The organism is Candidatus Planktophila sp., assembly GCF_044348745.1.
GTDB lineage: Bacteria > Actinomycetota > Actinomycetes > Nanopelagicales > Nanopelagicaceae > Planktophila.
Map to the genome: position 1 here is coordinate 1 of NZ_JBIKSG010000005.1, position 18,868 is coordinate 18,868.

Here is an 18,868-nt window from a genome sequence, read left to right on the forward strand (position 1 = left end):
AAATAGTTTACGAGCGTATAGAGAAAGACCGATCGTCACTAGGACTGCAAGAAATAGCAAAAGAATCACAAAAAAGTTTGTTCCCCAACTACTGCTAGCCGGTGTTTGTGATTGAGTTGGTTCAGGGGTTGGGTTTGCTGTTGAAATTACACTTGGTGCTTGATACTTAAATGTGAAACTGCCCTCAAGCGGAACTTCTCCTTCAGAGAGCAGAAAATATGTAACTGTGTACATGCCGGTTTCTACAAGTGGTCGGATACCGACCGTTGCACTCACATCTGAGATCATGATTGTGCCATCGTCAACGCGAACACCATTTGGATCCGTTACCGTGATTGAGTTGGCATCAGGAGCATCTGCGATCAAGGTTACATTTCCAGTAACTGTCACATTTGTAGGAGAAATAGAAAGCGTTGAGCCACTAATCGGACTAGTGCTGACTAATGTATTTGCAGAGGCACCTGATACCCCTAGAAACATCAGTAGCAGTATCGCTGTGATGCGAAAGCGGCGCACGGTTGTCCTTCCATGAGGGCTTGGGAAGTCCCTCAATTCGCGCCTATCGTCTCACTTCTTTACACTTACTGCCTAGCCTATTTTCGGAGTGGAGAGTGTGATGCCTACATATCAATATGCATGCACCGCATGTGACCATGAATTTGAGGCCATCCAATCCTTTTCAGATGACTCCCTGACCGAATGCCCGGAATGCAAGGGTGAGATCCGCAAGGTCTACACCGCAGTGGGAGTTGTATTTAAAGGGTCAGGATTTTATAAAACAGATTCTGCCAAAAAATCTACTGTCGCTGACCCACCAAAAGCTGCGCCAGCACCAAGTACTGATTAGTCCTCGTGATGTGGTGGTTTGTCTGACTTAATTTCTGCTTCACGTCGAGCTTGCTCGATTGCGGCTTCAGGATCGATCTCGTCTGAAGTCACATTAGGAAAGAGGTCGCTCATGGAATTGATTCTACATCGTTAAAGGAAAAGGAAAAACATGTTTGAAAAACTCGGCCACTTCTTAGTTAAGCACCGTAAAGGAGCAGTCGTACTTTTTGTGGTGGGAATTCTCGTGGCAGGTGGATTCGGATCTTTGGCATTTAGCCGCCTAGATTCAGCTGGGTATTCAGATCCCAACAGCGATTCTTACAAGGTTTACCAGTACCTCAACGATGAATTGAAATTATCTGATCCTTCGGTAGTCGTCGTTGTTGATGCGGGTTCAACTGATGTCACCGACCCAACAATTGTCCAAAAAGGTTTAGCGCTCGAAAAAAAGATTGCTCAGGAAGCGGGAGTATCAAAGACGCTTTCTTATTGGACCAGCGGCGGTGAAGCAACTTTAAAGTCAAGCGACGGTAAAGCTGCATACATCCTTGTTTATGGGGACAACGATCCATTCTCAGCAGAGGGTCAAAAGCTTGGCAAGCTATTCCAGAAAAATTACGATGGTTCATATGACGGCCTCACTTTATATGCCGGTGGTGCTGCAGTGGTTGGCCATGCAATAACAGAAAAGATCTCTGACGATCTTAAGATTGCAGAACTAATCTCCATTCCTCTTACATTTATCTTGTTAACAATTGTTTTTGGAGCTTTAGCAGCATCAGCGATGCCATTAATTGTTGGCGTTGCCGCAATCTTGGGAGCTTTCTTTGTTCTCTATCTATTTACACTATTTACCGATGTCAGTATTTACGCCCTCAACCTGACTACAGGCATGGGCCTTGGGCTTGGAATTGATTACGCATTGCTGATGGTGAATAGATTCCGCGAAGAACTACATCGAGGAAAAAGTGTTGAAGATTCAATAGTTTCAACGATGGGCAGTGCCGGAAAGACAGTCTTTTACTCCGGCATGACTGTGCTTGTAACTTTATTGTCACTTACGTTCTTCCCGCTACCTTTCTTGAAATCATTTGGATATGCAGGTGTTTCAGTTGTCGCATTGGCTGTAGTTGGCGCAATTGTTGGTTTGCCGGCAATTCTCGCTCTGATGGGATCAAAAATAGATAAGGGCGTAATTCGTCGCTCTGCAATTACTCCAAAGGAAGATGGCCGTTGGGCACAAACAGCGCGCTTGGTAATGAAGCGCCCTGTGAGCGCAGTTGTTCTCTCTTTAGTAATTCTTGGAGTCATGGCAGCACCAATTACGAGCATTAAGTTTTCACAAGGTGATTCACGAATGTTGCCTGCAGATAACAAGGCCGCTATTGCAACAGCCCTGCAAGCAGAGCGCTTCCCTGGTCAAACAGGAAATCCAATTGAAATCGTCATCAGGGATGGTTCTGACAAGCTTGAAGAAATAAATGCATATGCAGCCAAGGTCGCTAAGGTTTCCGGGATTGTTGCAGTTCTGCCACCAGAAACTATCGGCAGCGATGTCCGAGTAATTGCTTACCAAGCGATGTTGCCACGAACACCTGATTCGCAGGCATTAATTCATAGCGTCCGAGATGTTCAAGCTCCAGTTGGAACATTGATTGGCGGAGTTGCTGCTGATTACACCGATTCGCAAGACGGTATTGCAAGGACTTTGCCGTGGGCGTTAGGTTGGATCATTCTTTCTGTTCTTGTATTAATTTTTATTTTCACTGGTTCGATTATTTTGCCAATCAAGGCAGTTCTACTTAACTTCCTCTCTCTCGGAGCAACTATGGGTGCTCTGACATGGGTCTTCATTGATGGCAATCTTCAATGGCTTGTCGGTTCATTCACGGTCACTGGCACACTCGACACATCAATTGTCATATTGATTGCTGTTGTGGTCTTTGGATTATCCATGGATTATGAGTTGTTCTTACTTTCTCGAATACGTGAAGAGCACCTATCAGGTAAATCAAATGTTGAATCTGTGGCAGTTGGTTTGCAAAGATCAGCTCGAATAATCACCGCTGCTGCGCTGTTACTTGCCGTGGTTTTTGCCTCATTTATTACAAGTGGTGTTACATCAATTAAAACTATGGGATTTGGAGTGGCACTTGCTGTAATCCTGGATGCAACCATTGTCCGAGGGCTATTAGTTCCAGCGCTCATGCGGTTATTTGGAGAGAACAATTGGTGGGCTCCAAAGTGGATGCAGCGATTTACGCTCCATCACTAATCTCGCGTACCCTACCGACATGGATCTAATCGCTTCCCTGCAATGTGCCGATCAGCCTGGCATCGTTCACGCGATGACCTCTGCTGTACTGGCCTGTGGTGGGAACATAATTGAAAATCAGCAGTTCACAGATCCCAGTACAAATGCTTTCGTTATGCGCACTCGTTTTGAAACATCACAGGGACTTGAAGGGGCAGAGAAAAGCCTGAATGAGGGCTTGTCTAAATTCAATCCTTCATTGAATATTCGTCCAACGGCAAAAAAGCCTCGCGCACTTGTCATGGTTACCACAGAGAGCCATTGCCTGCGCGATCTTTTGTATTTGGAAGAACTTGGCGAACTCAATATCGAAATCCCGCTTGTAATCTCTAACCGGGAAGACTTGCGCACGCTGGTTGAATCTCACGGAATTAAGTTTCTTTACCTACCTGTTACTGCCGAGAATAAGGTCGCTCAAGAAGCAGAGACTTTGAAGCAGATTGCAGAACTAAAGATTGATTTTGTAGTCCTTGCTCGATACATGCAGATTTTGACACCGGAATTCTGTAGCAAGCTGCCAGGAAAGATAATTAACATTCACCATTCATTTTTGCCAGGATTTAAAGGTGCAAAGCCATATCACCAGGCTCATGAACGTGGCGTTAAAATCATTGGTGCTTCAGCACACTTTGTGACCAGCGATCTTGATGAAGGACCAATCATTGAGCAAGATGTTGCACATGTCACACATATCGCCACACCTGAAGAATTAATTGCGATTGGACGCGATATCGAACGTAGAGTTTTAGCAAAGGCCGTGAAATTTTATGCAGATGACAAAGTGTTTATTGTTGGAAAGCGCACTGTAGTTTTCTCTTAACATTTATTCAGTGTCCCCGGCGGGAGTTGAACCTGCGACCTACCGCTTAGGAGGCGGTTGCTCTATCCACTGAGCTACGGGGACTTAGCACCTACGGTGCTTGGCAAAGGTTAGCGGTACGGATAGCCTTCCCTAGAATCCACAGTGGGTTCGAAAACGACCCGAAAGGCCAACCATGAGAGCGCTCGTTATCGGCGCAGGCGGAGTTGGCAGTGCAATCGCAAATATCGCATCCCGTAAGTCATTTATCACTGAGTTAGTTATCGCTGATTACGATGCTTCAAAAGCGCACGCTGTCACCCAGAAAATCCAAGACCCACGATTTACTTCAGTGGAGGTGGATGCCGGCGATCTGGTTGCGCTCGAAGGATTGATTCGAAAGGTCAATCCTGACGTTGTTGTTAACGCTGTAGATCCACGTTTTGTGATGCAGATCTTTACAGCTGCACAAAACACCGGCGTCAACTACATGGATATGGCAATGTCGCTTTCTAAGGCACATCCAACTGAACCTTTCACAAAAACTGGTGTCATGTTAGGTGATGAGCAATTTGCTCAGGCTCAAGCTTGGGAAAAGAATGGAAAATATGCACTGATTGGTATCGGAATCGAACCAGGAATGAGCGATATTTTTGCTCGCTATGCACAAGATTATTTGTTTAGTGAAATTGATTCAATAACAATCTTAGATGGCTCCAACTTAACTGTTGATGGATATGAGTTTGCTCCATCATTTTCAATCTGGACAACTATTGAAGAGTGTTTAAATGCACCTTTGCTTTGGGACAACGGCAAGTGGCATACATCTGAGCCGTTTTCTGGCGGGGTAGTTTTTGACTTTCCTGAAGGTATTGGTCCTGTTGAATGTGTAGATGTTGAACATGAAGAGGTTGTACTTATTCCAAAAAAGGTTAAGGCTAATCATGTTTCTTTCAAATACGGGCTTGGGGCAGATTTCATAAATACCTTAAAGACTATTCATATTCTCGGTTTATCTAAAAAGGAAAAGGTGAACTATCGAGGTATGGAAATTGCGCCTCGAGATTTCTTAGCATCACTGTTGCCTGACCCTGCAAAAATTGGCCCCCTTATGCACGGTAAAACTTGTGCCGGTGCACATGTGAAAGGTTTAGACAAAGAAGGAAAGCCTTATGCCTGCTACATCTACAACGTCGTCGACAATAAATGGTCTATGGACAATTACGGTGATCAGGCAGTTGTATGGCAGACCGCTATAAATCCAGTTATAGCAATGGAACTGATTGCTAATGGAACATGGAATCCTGTTGGCGTTGTTGGACCTGAATGGCTTGAACCAAAACCATTCTTGGATTTGATCGCCTCATATGGCAGTAGTTGGCATATTAGGGATGAGGATCCAGCAGGAATCGGGGCATAAATGGCATCGTGGGCATTGGTCACCGGAGCAACTGCTGGAATTGGTGAGAGCTTCACAAGATTACTGGCAGAAAACAATTACAACGTTGTGCTGGTTGCGCGTGATTTGCCTCGCTTGCAAGAGCGAGCCCAAGGACTAGAAACAAAGTACCAAGTTCAAACACATTGCATTCAAGCAGACCTCTCCACTGATGCGGGTTGCTCTGAGGTGGAGAGATATATCGCCAATAACCAAATTGATGTCTTAATCAATAATGCTGGGTTTGGTATCAATAAGGCATTTACAGTCTCTGAACTTGAAGAGGAACAGAAACTGTTAGATGTTTTGGTTCGCACCCCAATGCGCCTTATGCACGTGGCACTGCCTCTTATGAAGCAACGAGATAGAGGTGTAGTGATCAATGTTTCATCCGTTGCTGGTTTTATCGCTGGTGGCACGTACAGCGCATCAAAGTCTTATCTGACGGTGCTCACTGAATCAATGCACACTGAACTTGCCGGAACGAATGTAAAAATAAGTGCGCTTTGTCCAGGATTTACTCGAACTGAGTTTCACCAACGTGGTCGAATGTCCATGAAGGGTCTTCCCAGTTTTATGTGGCTTGATTCAGATGAATTAGTCGCTCAAGCCTGGAGAGATGCATTGAAAGGTGAGGCGATTTCGATTCCCGGATGGCAGTACCGATTACTGGTCTTTGTCATCCAAAGATTGCCTCGATCTATTGTTAGAAAAGTTGGCATGAGCATGCGGAGAAAACAGCGCAAATAAGGTTTATAACTGTGAACTCTCGGCGGTTTATCAGAGTTCTTTCAGCACTTGTTGGCTAGAATAGGGAACATCACAACGAAAGGTTCTTACATGTTTCGTAAAATCGCATCCTTCTCAGTCGCACTAGTTGTCGCAGGTGGCGTGATGGTGGCTCTTCCAGCAGAAGCAGCAACCAAGATCTCCAATGGTGTTGCATGTAAAAAATCTGGGCAAACGACTAAAACTAGCCTTGGAACATACCGGTGTGCAAAGAACCCTCTCGTATCAAGCACTAAGTTAACCTGGCTGTCGATTGACTGCATAAACAGTGCAAATGCTGCTGTAAAGGCACAAAAGGACGCTCTCGTAACAGCTGCAAAATTCAAGGCGCAGCTTCCGATAATTGAACTTGGAATTACGACAGAGATAGCAAACCGTGCGGAGATTCAAGTTAAATTAGATGATTCAAAGGCTCGCCTGCTCGCAGCTCAAGGAAAACTTGCTGCTGCGACCGCAGCTGCAGACAAGAAAGTTCTGACAACAGCCGTTGCTTCTTGGACCTCTGCAATACGTGCTTATGAAAGCAAGATTCGTAGTATTGACCTAACAATCAAGAAGCTTGAAGCGGCAAAGCTTGTCGCAGTCAACAAGCCTGCAGAACTAGCAAGCAATGTGGCAGGTACCCGTGAAAGCGCAAAGCTTATTTGCACTAAGGGTTTGTAAGACTCTAGATCTAAGTTAAAAACCCGCTGCCATCGAGGCAGCGGGTTTTTTCTTACCTATGGATCCCCCTATTTCATACTTGCTTTAATGTTCTTATCCTCAAAACATGCGAGTAGCCAGATTCTCAGGAGTATGCGCCTTGGCTATTTACCTTGTTCTTCATCTTCTCTATCCGACGATCATCTCTGAGATATTTCTTTATAACCTCATTCCTATTGCATCAATAATTGGAATATCTGTTGCACCACACATCAGTGACCGATTTGCAAAACCAGGCGTGGCAAGTGCGGTCGTATTTTGGGCAGTTGCCTCAACTGTTGGCAGTATCGCGATTTTCTATTCAACATCGACTACTTCAAGCTTTGTTTCAAATCTCTTTTATTTGCTCTTTTATCCTCTTGCAATCATAGGATTACCGCGGCTACTCGCTATCAACCGTAAAATCTCGGTAATTGAGCTTGTGGACTCTTCAATTTTTGGCTTAGGGCTCAGCACATTGGGCTCTGCGCTCATTGCTAAACCATTAGTGCCACATTTTGATGGGAATATCGGAAAAACTTTTTTTGCTGTTACGTTTCCTATCGCCGATTTAATTCTCGTGTGCGTAGTCATTGCTACTGTTTCCATGCAAGGCTTTTCAAGACGTGGCGCAGCCATGTCTATTGGTGTAATTGTCTTTGCTCTGACAGATTTTCTCTATTTATGGCAGAACGTCAATGGCGTCTACTTTATGGGTTCGGTGCTAGATGTTGGCTGGGTTATAGGCATTTTGTTTATTGCTGAAAGTTTTTGGCAACCCGGCATAGATAGTAAAGCTCGAGAAGGTATTAGCCCCATTCTGATTTCAATTTCGGTTTCCTTAAGTGCGACTCTATTGGCATTGATCGCGATGCGGCCAGAATATTTTCCACGTTTTGTTTTGATTCCGGCAATTGCAACTTTAATGCTTGCTTTTGCGAGAATGGCACTCGCACTTTCTCAGGCGAGAAATATTGGACAAGAACGTTTGTTGGCTAGAACAGATGAACTAACTGGATTACCCAACCGGCGACGGCTGGTTACTGAGATAGATGCTTTTGAACTAAAAGAGGGCGCTTTATTGCTCCTAGATCTGGATGGCTTCAAGCCTATTAATGATGCGTATGGGCATGAAACCGGAGACAGAGTTTTACAACAAGTGGCACTCCGCTTTGAAAGAGCCTTGCCTCATGGAACATTGTTGGCACGTCTTGGTGGTGACGAGTTTGGAGTTCTATACGAAGGTGGTCATGAGAGCGCAGTTGAACTTGCATTGGCCTTGCGCGCGACTTTGTCTTATCCATTTCACATTAACAATCAAGAGATAAAACTTGGTGTCAGCATTGGGGTAGCTAAAAATACTGGTGAAAAGGATCTGTTGGTGCGAGCAGATAATGCGATGTATAAAGCTAAGCGCGAGGGTCTAGGGGTTTATCGGCTTTAATCTCTTGTAATCGAGCAAGAGATTCAAGTCGTTCTGTTGCATGATCCACCACGCGCTCTGGATAGCCCTTGCTATAGCCATCTAAGAACAACCAAGGTTCATGTATTTCAGATGCAGAAAGATGTGCAAGTTCTGGCACATATCTTCGAATGTAATCCCCATTTTCATCAAAACGCTTGCCTTGTTCAATGGGATTAAAAATTCTGTAATAAGGGGATGCATCTGTGCCACATCCAGCTGTCCATTGCCAGCCATGTGCATTAGAGGCAACATCGTAATCCACTAAATGTTGTGCAAAGAAGCGCTCACCTATCTGCCACTCTAGATGCAGATCCTTCACTAAAAATGAAGCCACAACCATTCTCGTGCGGTTATGCATCCATCCCTCACTAATTAACTGCCGCATGGCCGCATCTACAAATGGGTACCCAGTTTTACCCTCACACCAAGCTTTAAACTGTTTGCCAGGCTTGTCATATCGCATCTCTGCAAACTTAGCTGCGTAGTAATCCACATCTGTCATGGGATTGTTGAATAGAACATCTGCATAAAACTCACGCCACGCTATCTCTTTGCGGAATGTGTCATGCGCCTTACTTTCTCCGAGATTCTCAAGCAAAGTACGGGGATGAATTTCTCCAAACTTTAAATATGTACTCATCTTTGAGGTGCCATCAATCGAGGCAAGGTTACGATTTTCATCGTAAGTATCTAATCCGTTTTTGGTAAAAGATTTAAACCGTGAAAGGGCTGCTTTTTCACCAGCTTCAATAATTTGCACACCTGCTGGAGTTGGAAAATCTGGAAAGTTGCGATACTTATCTGTTGGTTGAACGACATTAAATTTCTTAGGAGTAACAGCAGGGGCTCTGTAACCATGTGTGCGCCAGCCGCGGTAAAAAGGGGTATAGACCTTATAAGGAGTTGCATCGCTGGGTTTGAGTACTCGACCAGGTGTAACTGCATATGGGCTACCTGTACGAACTAATTTAATGCCCGCTGCTTCAACTCGACTATCACGTTCAGCACCGTAACGCTCATACTCAGCAGAAATATGTACCTCTTCAACCCCATGCAAGGCAATTAGTTCTTTAAGAATTTCGACCTGATCGCCTTCAATGATATGTAATCGATTACCAAGTGATTCATCAAGGGCTCTGAGAGATTGGCCCATATATGCCAAAAGTTTGTCGCCGGCTTCTGTAATTTGTTTCTTATCCAGAATAAACAGTGGAATCACTTGATCTGCCGACTCGATAGCCGCTAATAGAGCTGGATGATCATTGATTCGTAGATCGCGACGAAACCAGATGATTGATGTTTTCGTCATAGGCATGGGAGAATTCAATCATGATGCAAGAGATAAAGCGTTTCCAAGTTCGAGGAGTTCCAGGAGAGGTTGTGCGCCTGAAGTTTGGGGCTCGCACTGTTGATTACTGGAAGCCCCAAAAGGGATCAAATACGTTGTTAATTGCGCATGATGGGCAGAATGTATTTGACGGTAAGACTTCAACCCATCGAGGCCAAACATGGGAAATGGCTCAGTCCGCCATCCGAGTTAGTCGAGAGCTAGGTATCGCAACTCCATCGATAATTGGTGTTTGGCATAGCTCAACAAAGGAAAATCCTTGGGGGCGTGGAAAAGATCTTGTCCCAGAAAAGTACTTTCGCGAAGGACTTGAAGTGCACAATGATTTTGCCAAAGTTCTAGAGGATAAGTCTGTTTTGCAAAGCGATAGCTACTTCAAGGAAATCTTTGAAACAATTCTTCCTGCCCTAGAGCCGGACATTAACCCTGTAAATACCGCCATGATCGGTTCTTCAATGGGTGGATTGGCGACTTTGTATGCGATGGCTCAAATGCCTGAAAGGTTTTCGACCGCTTTAGCACTTTCGCCTCATTGGCCATTTGGAGGCAATGGCTTAGTAGAAGTATCAATAAATTCTTTACCACTTCCTGGCACACACAAAGTCTGGATGAGTCACGGAACAAAAGGTTTAGATTCGCAGTATGCACCATTTCAAGTGTATGCGGATAAATTGATGCACGAACGTGGGTACCGCACCCACGACTTCATCTCTCGTGTATATCCGCGCACCGGCCACAACGAAAGATCATGGGCTAAATACTTAGATCAACCACTTAACTTCTGGCTTGATTCTAAAACCCACACAGCCTGAGAAGGATTGCTCGTATTTATTGAAATTAATGATCCTTGAGCTTCAATTCCATACAAACTTTCTTTAACAACATAACCAAGTGTGCTTAAATCAATCTTTGTTTTTACTGCTTTTCTAGAGACAAAAGTTAGAATCGTCTCTTTCTTTGATTCACGCAAAAATGCTAGGCAGTCATCTTCGACTAATACCCAGCGTAATCCGCCATTTATTAAGGCATCATGTTTCTTTCGAATTGAAATCAACTTCTTGACCTCGCCAAGAAAATCTAGATCCCAACTACTTTGGTCTTCCCAATTAAATGTTCTGCGTGAATCCTCACCTGAAGAGCCCTCTAAGCCAATTTCATCCCCAGCAAAAATTGAAGGCACACCTGGGTATGTAAGAAGCAAGGTCATCGCTGTTAAATGGAGTTTCTTGTCACCAAGGACGACGGTTCGCATTCTGGCTGTGTCATGAGAGTCCAACAAAACCATGCTTGCAACAAGAGATCTCCAGGGTATTGAGCCATTAAAAGAGCTCATGCTTGCAACTAATTGTTCACCGTTTATCTTTGGCATTGAGAATGGGAGGCCCTGAAAACCTCCGCCTATTGTTGTATTTAAATTTACCCAGTTCCAGACTGGTCTCATGAACCCTTGATAATTCATTGCCCCATGCCAACCGAATCCATTTAAATCGCTCGCAACAAAATCTCCGTTTTCGGCCACAAGCCATGCATCTGGCTTTACTTCATCCATAGCCTTTCGTATTCCATGCATAACTTCATCATGTATGTCATCGGCTCCCAAGCGGCCTGTCATATTGCCAACATCAATTCGCCAACCGGCCATTCCATACTTTGGTGATAACCATTGCTTTACGATTGATTTCTTGCCTTCGTACATCTCTTTACGTAAAGCTTTCGAATGAAAATTTAACTTTGGTAGTGATGCCAAACCCCACCAACCAACATAACCGTGCTTTACCGATTTATCCCAATAAAAATAGCCTCGCTCTTTAGATTTCTTATCTTTCTGAGCCTTAGCAAGCCATGGATGTCCCGCTCCGCAGTGATTTGATGTGAGGTCTCCTAGCAAGCGAATCTTTCTCTTGTTAGCTGCAGCAACTAACTTGAACATGGCTTTATTTCCGCCTAAAACGGGATCAACCTCAGTGAAACTGCTTGCGTCGTAACGATGATTAGATCGAGCCGGGAAAAACGGGGTGAAGTAAATTCCATTTACACCAAGGTCAGTTACATAATCTAAATGCTCCGCAACTCCCTCTAGATCACCACCATATAACTCTGTTCCTGTTGCCTTACTTCCAATTGTTGGCAATTCACTCCACTCACGCGGTATCGCCCATTCTGGAGTTGGGCGCTTAGAAGCTGATTTAGCGAATCTGTCCGGAAATATCTGATAAAAAACTGAAGATCTAATCCAAGCAGGATAGGCAGGAATGGCAACGATTTGGAAGTCGTTATTGGAGTGCACATCATGATCATAGAATCCAGCTGCATTGAGCCATTCATACTTATCTATATCAACAAAAACAAATCTGTACTGGGTGGAGAGATTTTCAATTTTGACTTTTACCGACCACCAGCTCTCAGCGTCGCTACTTTTTTCTAGAGATAACTCAAAGCTACGTGGTTCTCCATCGTGATACAGACGAACAAAAGACTTTGCGAAGGTGTAACTCTTTGGCACACGTACTCGCAGCACAACTTTATCTCCAACTTTTGGAGCCATATCACTTACATAAAGTTCGCTACCGTCATGATGTGGAAATAGTAAGTTTGGTGATTGGTAAGACAAAGCTCTCTCCCTTCGAATTGCGTGCAACTGCCCTTAATTCAATCTTCTTCTTTGGGAAATCTAGTGGATCAAGATAAATCGAATACGGAGAACCCGTGTCCACTCCTTGTGAGATCCACTTAGAAGTTCCTGCATTTCTTGCAAAAAACTCTACTGATAAGAAGTCCTTTGACGTTAGTCCTGCTTTAACCTTGTAAAAGCCAGTGAGGTCATCAAAGGAGGTGCTCAATTTAGTAACTTTTGTGGCAAATTGGTCTATAGGGCTATTTGCCTTTAAGACTATTGTTGAGAGGGCAGGAACGGTAAAACTGACCTTGTTTTGATTGGTTGTCACAACAGTTTTGCCAAGGATCTGACTCCATCCACCAGTTGCCGTAGCGGTAGTCACTTCAACCACCTCATCGGTATCAGAGTTGTTAAAGGCAACCAAATACTCTTTGTTTTCCGCAACATCTTTCTTAGAAATTACATACAGAGCGTATTTTGAGTATCTCTCAAGCATTGGGCCATTTGCTAGCGCTGGATTATTCTTGCGGATCTCTGCTAATTCAACCAAATACTTCGCAATCGGGTTTTGTTTAGTTGCAGTAAAGGCATCACCATTTCCGATAGGTGATCCACCTATTCGGGTTTCTGTCTTCCAAATTTCGACCTCGGTTGGGAACATATCTTGACGAGCAAACTGATCCTTACCGGAATTAGTTCCAGTCATACCTACTTCATCTCCATAATAGACAGTAGGAATTCCTCGCGAAAAGTACATCAGAGCATTTGCTAAATTAGTTCTAGGTACCAGTTGGTCTGCCGGCTGGATGCGCTTGCTAGCAATAATGAAGCCAGCTCGCCCAACATCATGATTACCCAAAAATGTAACTAAATTACTAGCAGAAGACTGGGCGCTGGTGTAGTAATCATCGTTTTCAAAGAGAGCGGTCAATGTGGGGGCGTTGGAATATCCCGAGGCATACTCTGTTGCCTTAGCTTGAAATGGAAAATCTAAAACCGTTTGTATCTTATTTTGTCTCACATAGGTCATTAAGTTGAAAACACTGTAGTCAAATACTTCACCAAAGATTGTAAAGTCATTGATGTTTGATTTCTTGGCCGATGCTTGGATTAATGGTGACCAATTCTTAAAGAATTTATCATCAACGTGACGCGCGGTATCAACTCGAAAACCCGAGATTCCATAATTGGAAATCCAATTTCCATAAACTTCAGCCCAACCTTTGTAAACCACCGGTTTTTCAGTGGCTAGATCATCAAGCCCATAGAAATCACCCAGTTTGGTGCAATTTCCTACTCCCCAACAACTCCCCATGTCACCAACGTTGTGATAATTATTGATGTCATTGAGCCAGGCAGGGTTCTTTAACTTTTTTGATTCAGCAGGAATATATGGTTCATTTCCACGATACTTAATCACATCACCCGTGTGGTTTGTTACAACATCCAAAATTATTTTCAAGCCCAGCTTCTTGGCACACTTAGAAAACTCGAGCATGTCAGCGTTAGTCCCCAAATGTGGATCAACATTGAGAAAATCAACTCCCCAGTATCCGTGATAACCGGATCCGGCTCCAATGGCTTCTTGTTGGGTGACAACCGGCGTTAACCAAACTGCTGTGAAGCCCAAAGATTTAATTCGCGCTAATCCGTCATCGCCGGCTTCACATGTTCCAGTTAAACCCTTTAAATCTCCGCCATGATAAAACGCCGTTAGTGATGTATTGAAACCACCATTATCGTTGTTCTTCTTATCTCCATCTTTATATCTATCTGGCATCACAAAATAGATCAGATCTTGAGAAAGTCCGACCTTTGGTGAGATTACATTTGCGCCAAATGAAATCGTTGATAGTGATAGAAAGACAAATACAAGTAGAGCAAGTGTGATCTTGCGCTTCACCTTTATCCCTTTACAGATCCGGCAGTAAGACCATTCACAATATATTTTTGTAGAGACAAGAAAATGATGACGATTGGAATCGAAGCAAGGATTGAACCGGCAGCAAATGCACCCCAGTTACTTGCGTACTGTCCACCAATAAACTGTTGCAGACCAACAGCAACTGTTCGACCACTCATTTCCACCAAGAATAATCTTGCAACAATGAACTCATTGAATGTGCCAATAAAGCTCAGTAAACAGACAACTGCAAGCACTGGAGTTGCCAGAGGAATGAAAATCAACCAATAAGTCTGCATTGGGCTTGCCCCATCGATCTTTGCCGCCTCATCTAGCTCGGCAGGGATTGAATCCACGAAACCCTTGAGCAGCCAGATATTGACGCCCATGGATCCACCCAAATACACAAGAATCAAGCCTGCTTGGGTGCCTAGACCAATCTCAGGGGCAAATGAGTAAACACGCTCCATGATTACGTAGACCGCTGAAAGTGCCAAGATAGAAGGAAACATCTGAACAAGAAGCAGTAATTGAATACCGAATTTCTTGCCCTTGAACTTCAAGCGGCTAAATGCAAAGGCTGAAGCAGCGCCAATGACTACCGAGCTAACTGCAACAACAGATGAAATGATTAATGAGTTCTTCACCCATGACAAAAATGGAATTTTCGGTGAAGAAAAGAGCATCTTGTAGTTTTCAAAAGATATCTCACGTGGCACGAATGAAGTTAGGTTAAGGCTTCCAGTTGGGTTGAATGAAGAAAGCACAACTAGATAAAGTGGAAACAGAGCGAAAACACACATGATTATTGCGAATGTGTGACGCCATAAATTCTCTCTCAGCCATTTTGTCAATTGAAGCTCTCCATTACTTTTGATTTACGTAAGCCATAGAAGGAAATTGAAGCCACGATAAAGAAGATCAAGACCGAAATTGCACTAGCAAGACCAAAGTCAAGAATATTTCGACCGAAGGCAATTTGATATGTATAGCTGATCAAAATATCTGTCGCTCCTGCAATTTCACCATCTAAGGTGTTTCGCGGACCACCGCCTGTTAAGAGATAAATCAGGTTGAAGTTATTGAAATTAAATGCAAATGATGCGATGAGAAGTGGGGAGAGAATCTGCAAAAGCAATGGCAGAGTGATACTTCTAAAGACTTGTCGTGGGTTTGCGCCGTCAATTGCGGCAGCCTCTTGGAGCTCTGACGGAATCGCTTGCAAAGAACCAGAGCAGATCAAATAGAAATATGGGAAACCTAACCAAAGATTTACCAGCAGTACCGCAGCTCGGGAGAAGTTAGCGTCAGAAAACCATGCAATATCTGTATTAAACAGATTATTGATTGCACCGAATTCTGTGTTAAACATTCCTCCCCAAATCAAAATACTCATGATGCTTGGCATCGCATAGGGCAAAATCAAGACAGAGCGATAGATGCGCCGTCCGCGCATCTTTTTATTAAGCGCCAATGCCAGCAAAAGGCCGAAAGCAAAGGTGCTTAAAACTGTCAATGAAGCAAAGACAACGGTCCAAATAAAGACTTTAATGAGCGGGGTTCGAACGCGAGAGTCAGTTACCAACTTTGTATAGTTTTCAAACCAAACAGGAGCTCGCCATCCTGGCGTCAACATCTCTTCGGGTGAACCTTCTAGAACGTAATTACCTCTGTTGTTATCTATATAAATCTCACCGGTTTGAAGATTCTTCATGGTGTCAGATTTTTCATCATAGGCCAGTGCTTGTCTAAAGACAGCGCCTACTCCCTGACCTTCGATGACAATGTAGTAGTCATCTTGGTATTTGTATCTAACCTTGGTGTAGGCATCACTCTTTGCCAATTCATCCGCCGAGAGTTCAGTAAATCCTGGCGCTGTGACTGCAACTCCATACTCATTAATTGTTAGTTGGCCAGCATCCAAGAAAGTTATTTCGTCTTGGGTTGAGAGAAAGAACTTTTGATTTGCAATATCTGATACCAAGACAGCATCAGATCCGTTGCTTGCTTTTCCTGAGACAAGATCGAAAGTAGTTTGATTGGCATCAGGTTCCACGCCGCGAATTAAAACCTGTTCGATCGCAGCCTCTTTGGATATGTAGTTACCAGTTTGATAATTATAGGTAGACATTAAAATTGTAAAGAGAATTGGTCCGATAACAAAGGCAATGAATAAGAGAATTCCTGGTACAAAAAATTTAAGCGGGATTGATATCTTCGTGAAGTATGTAAAGTTAATAGCAAAGATAGAGATAATCAGGAAAATGCCGATGGCAATTTCTCCCGAAGCGACCGCGCTTTGAGCTAATAGGCTTAATATTGCTGTTACACCTGCAAGGACAATTATCTTGAGGATCAATGCAAACTTGCCTCGAAAAATACTGCTCACTTTGTTACCACTTTCTTAAAATTCATTTCTGCAGATTATGAAAGTACTAGCGTGGGCGGGATTTGATCCCGCCCACGCTATTGAACTTTTAGACTGTGAAAGTTCTAACTTCTAACTCTCACTCCCTAAGAGAAATCTCTTAGAGATCAGCCTTTCCTGCTGCGACGTTAGCCTTCCAAATTGCAGCAAGCTTCTTAGCTTCTACAAGTGGATCTTTTCCGTCAACCAAGACTGCAGTCCAGTAAGCTGGTGCTGAATCCCAGTAGTTCGCTCCGCCAGCATTAGTGTTCAAGAACGCACCAATCTGTGGGATTGAAGACTTGCCTGCTGCAGCTCCCATTGCCTTCTGTCCGCCAAGTACGAGCTGGCTCTTCTGAGCGCCCTTCTCGGCTGGTGGACGGCCTTCTTCTGCTTGGTAAGCAACTTGACCCTTTGTTGAAGCAAAGAAGTTAGTTAGAAGTGACTTAGCTGGAACAGCTACTCCGTGTGCTTCTGCATATGAAGTAAGGAATGCACCGCTAACAGATCCGAACATCTTTCCGTAAGTTCCTGCTTTTACGCCTGGAACAGGTTGAATGTTCATATCAAAGCCAGCTTCTGCAAATGTACGCCAGTGCCAGTTACCAATGATTGCAAATGGAACCTTGCCAGCTAGGTAGTTATCCTGGCAACCAGTGTCAGTTGCTGGGTAGAAACCGTTGCTCTTGCCATTCTTATCTAGCAAGTATGTCTTCACGTTCTTAGCAAATGCTGTTGCATCAAAGCTCTTTGTGTAGTTAACAGTTCCGTCAGCGTTCATCTGGTAAGGCTCTGCACCAAGTGCTGAGAATCCTGATAGACCGCCCCATGACATTCCGCCACCAGCAACGCAAAGTCCAGCCTTTAGGCCAAGCTTTGTCTTGTTAGCAAGGTAGAACTTAACCATGTCGCCGTAAGACTTTGGTGCTGTCTTTACTAGCTTTGTGTTGTAAACCATTCCAACGTTGTTCACATCAACTGGAACGCCGTAAAGCTTTCCACCGTATGAAAGGTCAAAGAATTGACCTGGGCTGAACTGTGCTCTTTGTGCTGCAGTTAGAACTACAGGAGCAAGCTTTCCGCTCTTAGCTAATGCTGGAACCCAGTCATTACCTGCAACGAAAATATCTGGACCTGTTGTGCCAGATGCCTTATCTAGTGCATCTTTCAATGCATCGTAGCTTGAGAAAGAAACAACCTTGATTGTGCTTCCTGGAACCCAGTCACTCTTCTTTGCAAATACTTTTGTTAGGTTTGGTCCGCGTGTTTCGTCAGCCCAAATAACAATTTCACTTGCAGCTTGTGCAGGAACAATTGTCACGCCAGCGGCAAATGACAATGTTGCAGCAAGAGCAAGACCCTTAAGTAGTCTGTTCTTCACTAATTGTTCTCCTTTAAGATCCGGAAGCCTCTTCTTGGGGGTGCAGGCTTCCTAGTGAGCCCATCCCACTCCTTTCACGCCTTAAATGCAACAAACTGCAACAAAATAGCGGAGTTTTAGAGGCGTTTTTATTGAATTGTTATAAAGAGGCAGGTTTGCATAGCCATTTACAGTTAGGCGGTTTTGAGGTGCATCGGAGGCCTTTCTGGGGTTCGATAGGGCAATGGCCGATGAGATTGTTACCAAAGAAGAGGTCCGGGCCATGCGTCGTTCCTATGGCGAGGCTGGATTAGAAACCCTGCCCGACAATCCATTTGAAGCTTTTGCTATCTGGTTAAAGCAAGCACATGAAAACACAATTATTGTTGAAGCAAATGCAATGGTTCTTTCAACACTAACTAATGATTCGCAGATTGAAACTCGAACTGTTTTACTCAAAGATATTTCTGAAGATGGATTCACATTCTTCACAAATTATGATTCTCGTAAAGCACATGCAATTAATTTAAATCCAAGTGTTTCTTTATTATTTCCTTGGTATGCCATGGAACGTCAGATTTCAATCAGCGGAATAGCTGAGAAAATTTCAGAAACAGAATCAGATGAATACTTTTCAACACGTCCATGGGGATCTCAGATCGGTGCATGGGCAAGTCAACAATCATCACCATTAGCAACTCGTGCCGAATTAGAACAACGATTTGAAGGCGCATCAAAGAAGTGGCCTGAAGGCACCGTGGTCCCACGGCCCCCACATTGGGGTGGATTTCGTGTAACACCATTACAAATTGAGTTCTGGCAAGGCCGATACTCACGTTTGCATGACAGGCTGCGCTATGAGCGGGCTAACACCACCGCCGATTGGGAACTCAATAGGTACTACCCGTAGTCTTACCCC

At 44.0% G+C, this 18,868-nt stretch carries 16 protein-coding genes and 1 tRNA gene; 9 read left to right on the forward strand and 8 right to left on the reverse strand.

What is annotated here, in order from left to right; translation table 11 throughout:
* The coding region (locus AC9UH7_RS01730) for a copper resistance CopC family protein (RefSeq protein WP_509594245.1) at positions 1–516 on the reverse strand (516 nt) is incomplete at its 3' end.
* 100 nt (positions 517–616) lie between these two features.
* Between AC9UH7_RS01730 and AC9UH7_RS01735 the strand changes: the two genes are divergently transcribed.
* The 3 genes from AC9UH7_RS01735 to purU all read left to right on the forward strand — a co-directional run bounded on the left by AC9UH7_RS01735 (position 617) and on the right by purU (position 3,962).
* Complete coding sequence (locus AC9UH7_RS01735; protein ID WP_509594248.1) at positions 617–847, forward strand: FmdB family zinc ribbon protein; 231 nt, start codon at positions 617–619, stop codon at positions 845–847.
* 150 nt (positions 848–997) lie between these two features.
* Positions 998–3,103 (forward strand): MMPL family transporter, encoded by a 2,106-nt coding sequence (locus tag AC9UH7_RS01740; RefSeq protein WP_509594251.1) that lies wholly within the window; start codon positions 998–1,000, stop codon positions 3,101–3,103.
* A gap of 19 nt (positions 3,104–3,122) precedes the next feature.
* Positions 3,123–3,962, forward strand: a complete 840-nt coding sequence (gene purU, locus AC9UH7_RS01745; protein WP_509594253.1) for a formyltetrahydrofolate deformylase — start codon at positions 3,123–3,125, stop codon at positions 3,960–3,962.
* An 11-nt stretch (positions 3,963–3,973) separates the two neighbouring features.
* On the opposite strand, the gene AC9UH7_RS01750 is transcribed toward purU, so the two are convergent.
* A tRNA-Arg gene (locus tag AC9UH7_RS01750) sits at positions 3,974–4,046 on the reverse strand.
* Between the two features lie 91 nt (positions 4,047–4,137).
* Between AC9UH7_RS01750 and AC9UH7_RS01755 the strand changes: the two genes are divergently transcribed.
* The 4 genes from AC9UH7_RS01755 (at position 4,138) to AC9UH7_RS01770 (ending at position 8,293) form a co-directional block, all read left to right on the forward strand.
* Entirely contained in the window at positions 4,138–5,361 is a 1,224-nt protein-coding gene (locus AC9UH7_RS01755; RefSeq protein ID WP_509594255.1) for a saccharopine dehydrogenase family protein, read from the forward strand.
* Entirely contained in the window at positions 5,362–6,129 is a 768-nt protein-coding gene (locus AC9UH7_RS01760; RefSeq protein WP_509594258.1) for an SDR family NAD(P)-dependent oxidoreductase, read from the forward strand.
* Positions 6,130–6,219: 90 nt separating this feature from the next.
* A complete protein-coding gene (locus tag AC9UH7_RS01765) occupies positions 6,220–6,831 on the forward strand; it encodes a hypothetical protein (RefSeq protein ID WP_509594261.1) in 612 nt (203 codons plus the stop codon).
* Between the two features lie 106 nt (positions 6,832–6,937).
* Positions 6,938–8,293: a GGDEF domain-containing protein gene (locus AC9UH7_RS01770; RefSeq protein WP_509594264.1), complete on the forward strand. Its 1,356-nt coding sequence runs from the start codon at positions 6,938–6,940 to the stop codon at positions 8,291–8,293.
* Here AC9UH7_RS01770 and AC9UH7_RS01775 read toward each other — a convergent pair.
* Positions 8,259–9,623, reverse strand: coding sequence for a cryptochrome/photolyase family protein (locus AC9UH7_RS01775; protein ID WP_509594375.1), 1,365 nt, complete (start codon positions 9,621–9,623; stop codon positions 8,259–8,261). The two genes, AC9UH7_RS01770 and AC9UH7_RS01775, sit on opposite strands and share 35 nt — an antisense overlap.
* Positions 9,624–9,643: 20 nt before the next feature.
* Here AC9UH7_RS01775 and AC9UH7_RS01780 point away from each other — a divergent pair, with 20 nt between their 5' ends.
* On the forward strand, positions 9,644–10,474 hold the full coding sequence (locus tag AC9UH7_RS01780; RefSeq protein WP_509594267.1) for an alpha/beta hydrolase-fold protein: 831 nt from the start codon (positions 9,644–9,646) through the stop codon (positions 10,472–10,474).
* Here the strand turns inward: AC9UH7_RS01780 and AC9UH7_RS01785 are convergent.
* The 5 genes from AC9UH7_RS01785 to AC9UH7_RS01805 all read right to left on the reverse strand — a co-directional run bounded on the left by AC9UH7_RS01785 (position 10,429) and on the right by AC9UH7_RS01805 (position 17,970).
* Positions 10,429–12,273, reverse strand: coding sequence for a glycoside hydrolase family 13 protein (locus tag AC9UH7_RS01785; RefSeq protein ID WP_509594270.1), 1,845 nt, complete (start codon positions 12,271–12,273; stop codon positions 10,429–10,431). The genes AC9UH7_RS01780 and AC9UH7_RS01785 overlap by 46 nt on opposite strands.
* The gene (locus AC9UH7_RS01790; RefSeq protein ID WP_509594272.1) at positions 12,233–14,182 is read right to left on the reverse strand and encodes an alpha-amylase family glycosyl hydrolase; all 1,950 of its coding nucleotides are present in this window, start codon (positions 14,180–14,182) and stop codon (positions 12,233–12,235) included. Before AC9UH7_RS01790 ends, AC9UH7_RS01785 begins: the two co-directional genes overlap by 41 nt.
* Positions 14,183–14,184: 2 nt before the next feature.
* Entirely contained in the window at positions 14,185–15,036 is an 852-nt protein-coding gene (locus tag AC9UH7_RS01795) for a sugar ABC transporter permease (protein WP_509594275.1), read from the reverse strand.
* Entirely contained in the window at positions 15,033–16,571 is a 1,539-nt protein-coding gene (locus tag AC9UH7_RS01800) for an ABC transporter permease subunit (RefSeq protein ID WP_509594278.1), read from the reverse strand. Before AC9UH7_RS01800 ends, AC9UH7_RS01795 begins: the two co-directional genes overlap by 4 nt.
* A 139-nt stretch (positions 16,572–16,710) precedes the next feature.
* Positions 16,711–17,970, reverse strand: coding sequence for a sugar ABC transporter substrate-binding protein (locus AC9UH7_RS01805; RefSeq protein ID WP_509594281.1), 1,260 nt, complete (start codon positions 17,968–17,970; stop codon positions 16,711–16,713).
* A gap of 223 nt (positions 17,971–18,193) precedes the next feature.
* Here AC9UH7_RS01805 and pdxH point away from each other — a divergent pair, with 223 nt between their 5' ends.
* Positions 18,194–18,859, forward strand: a complete 666-nt coding sequence (gene pdxH / locus AC9UH7_RS01810) for a pyridoxamine 5'-phosphate oxidase (protein ID WP_509594284.1) — start codon at positions 18,194–18,196, stop codon at positions 18,857–18,859.
* Positions 18,860–18,868: the final 9 nt, after the last annotated feature.

Coding starts and splice junctions, on each gene's coding strand:
- AC9UH7_RS01775 (WP_509594375.1), bottom strand. CDS start 9,623: ATGACGAAAACATCAATCATCTGGTTTCGTCGCGATCTACGAATCAAT.
- pdxH (WP_509594284.1), top strand. CDS start 18,194: ATGGCCGATGAGATTGTTACCAAAGAAGAGGTCCGGGCCATGCGTCGT.
- AC9UH7_RS01735 (WP_509594248.1), top strand. CDS start 617: ATGCCTACATATCAATATGCATGCACCGCATGTGACCATGAATTTGAG.
- AC9UH7_RS01765 (WP_509594261.1), top strand. CDS start 6,220: ATGTTTCGTAAAATCGCATCCTTCTCAGTCGCACTAGTTGTCGCAGGT.
- AC9UH7_RS01760 (WP_509594258.1), top strand. CDS start 5,362: ATGGCATCGTGGGCATTGGTCACCGGAGCAACTGCTGGAATTGGTGAG.
- purU (WP_509594253.1), top strand. CDS start 3,123: ATGGATCTAATCGCTTCCCTGCAATGTGCCGATCAGCCTGGCATCGTT.
- AC9UH7_RS01770 (WP_509594264.1), top strand. CDS start 6,938: ATGCGAGTAGCCAGATTCTCAGGAGTATGCGCCTTGGCTATTTACCTT.
- AC9UH7_RS01740 (WP_509594251.1), top strand. CDS start 998: ATGTTTGAAAAACTCGGCCACTTCTTAGTTAAGCACCGTAAAGGAGCA.
- AC9UH7_RS01780 (WP_509594267.1), top strand. CDS start 9,644: ATGATGCAAGAGATAAAGCGTTTCCAAGTTCGAGGAGTTCCAGGAGAG.
- AC9UH7_RS01755 (WP_509594255.1), top strand. CDS start 4,138: ATGAGAGCGCTCGTTATCGGCGCAGGCGGAGTTGGCAGTGCAATCGCA.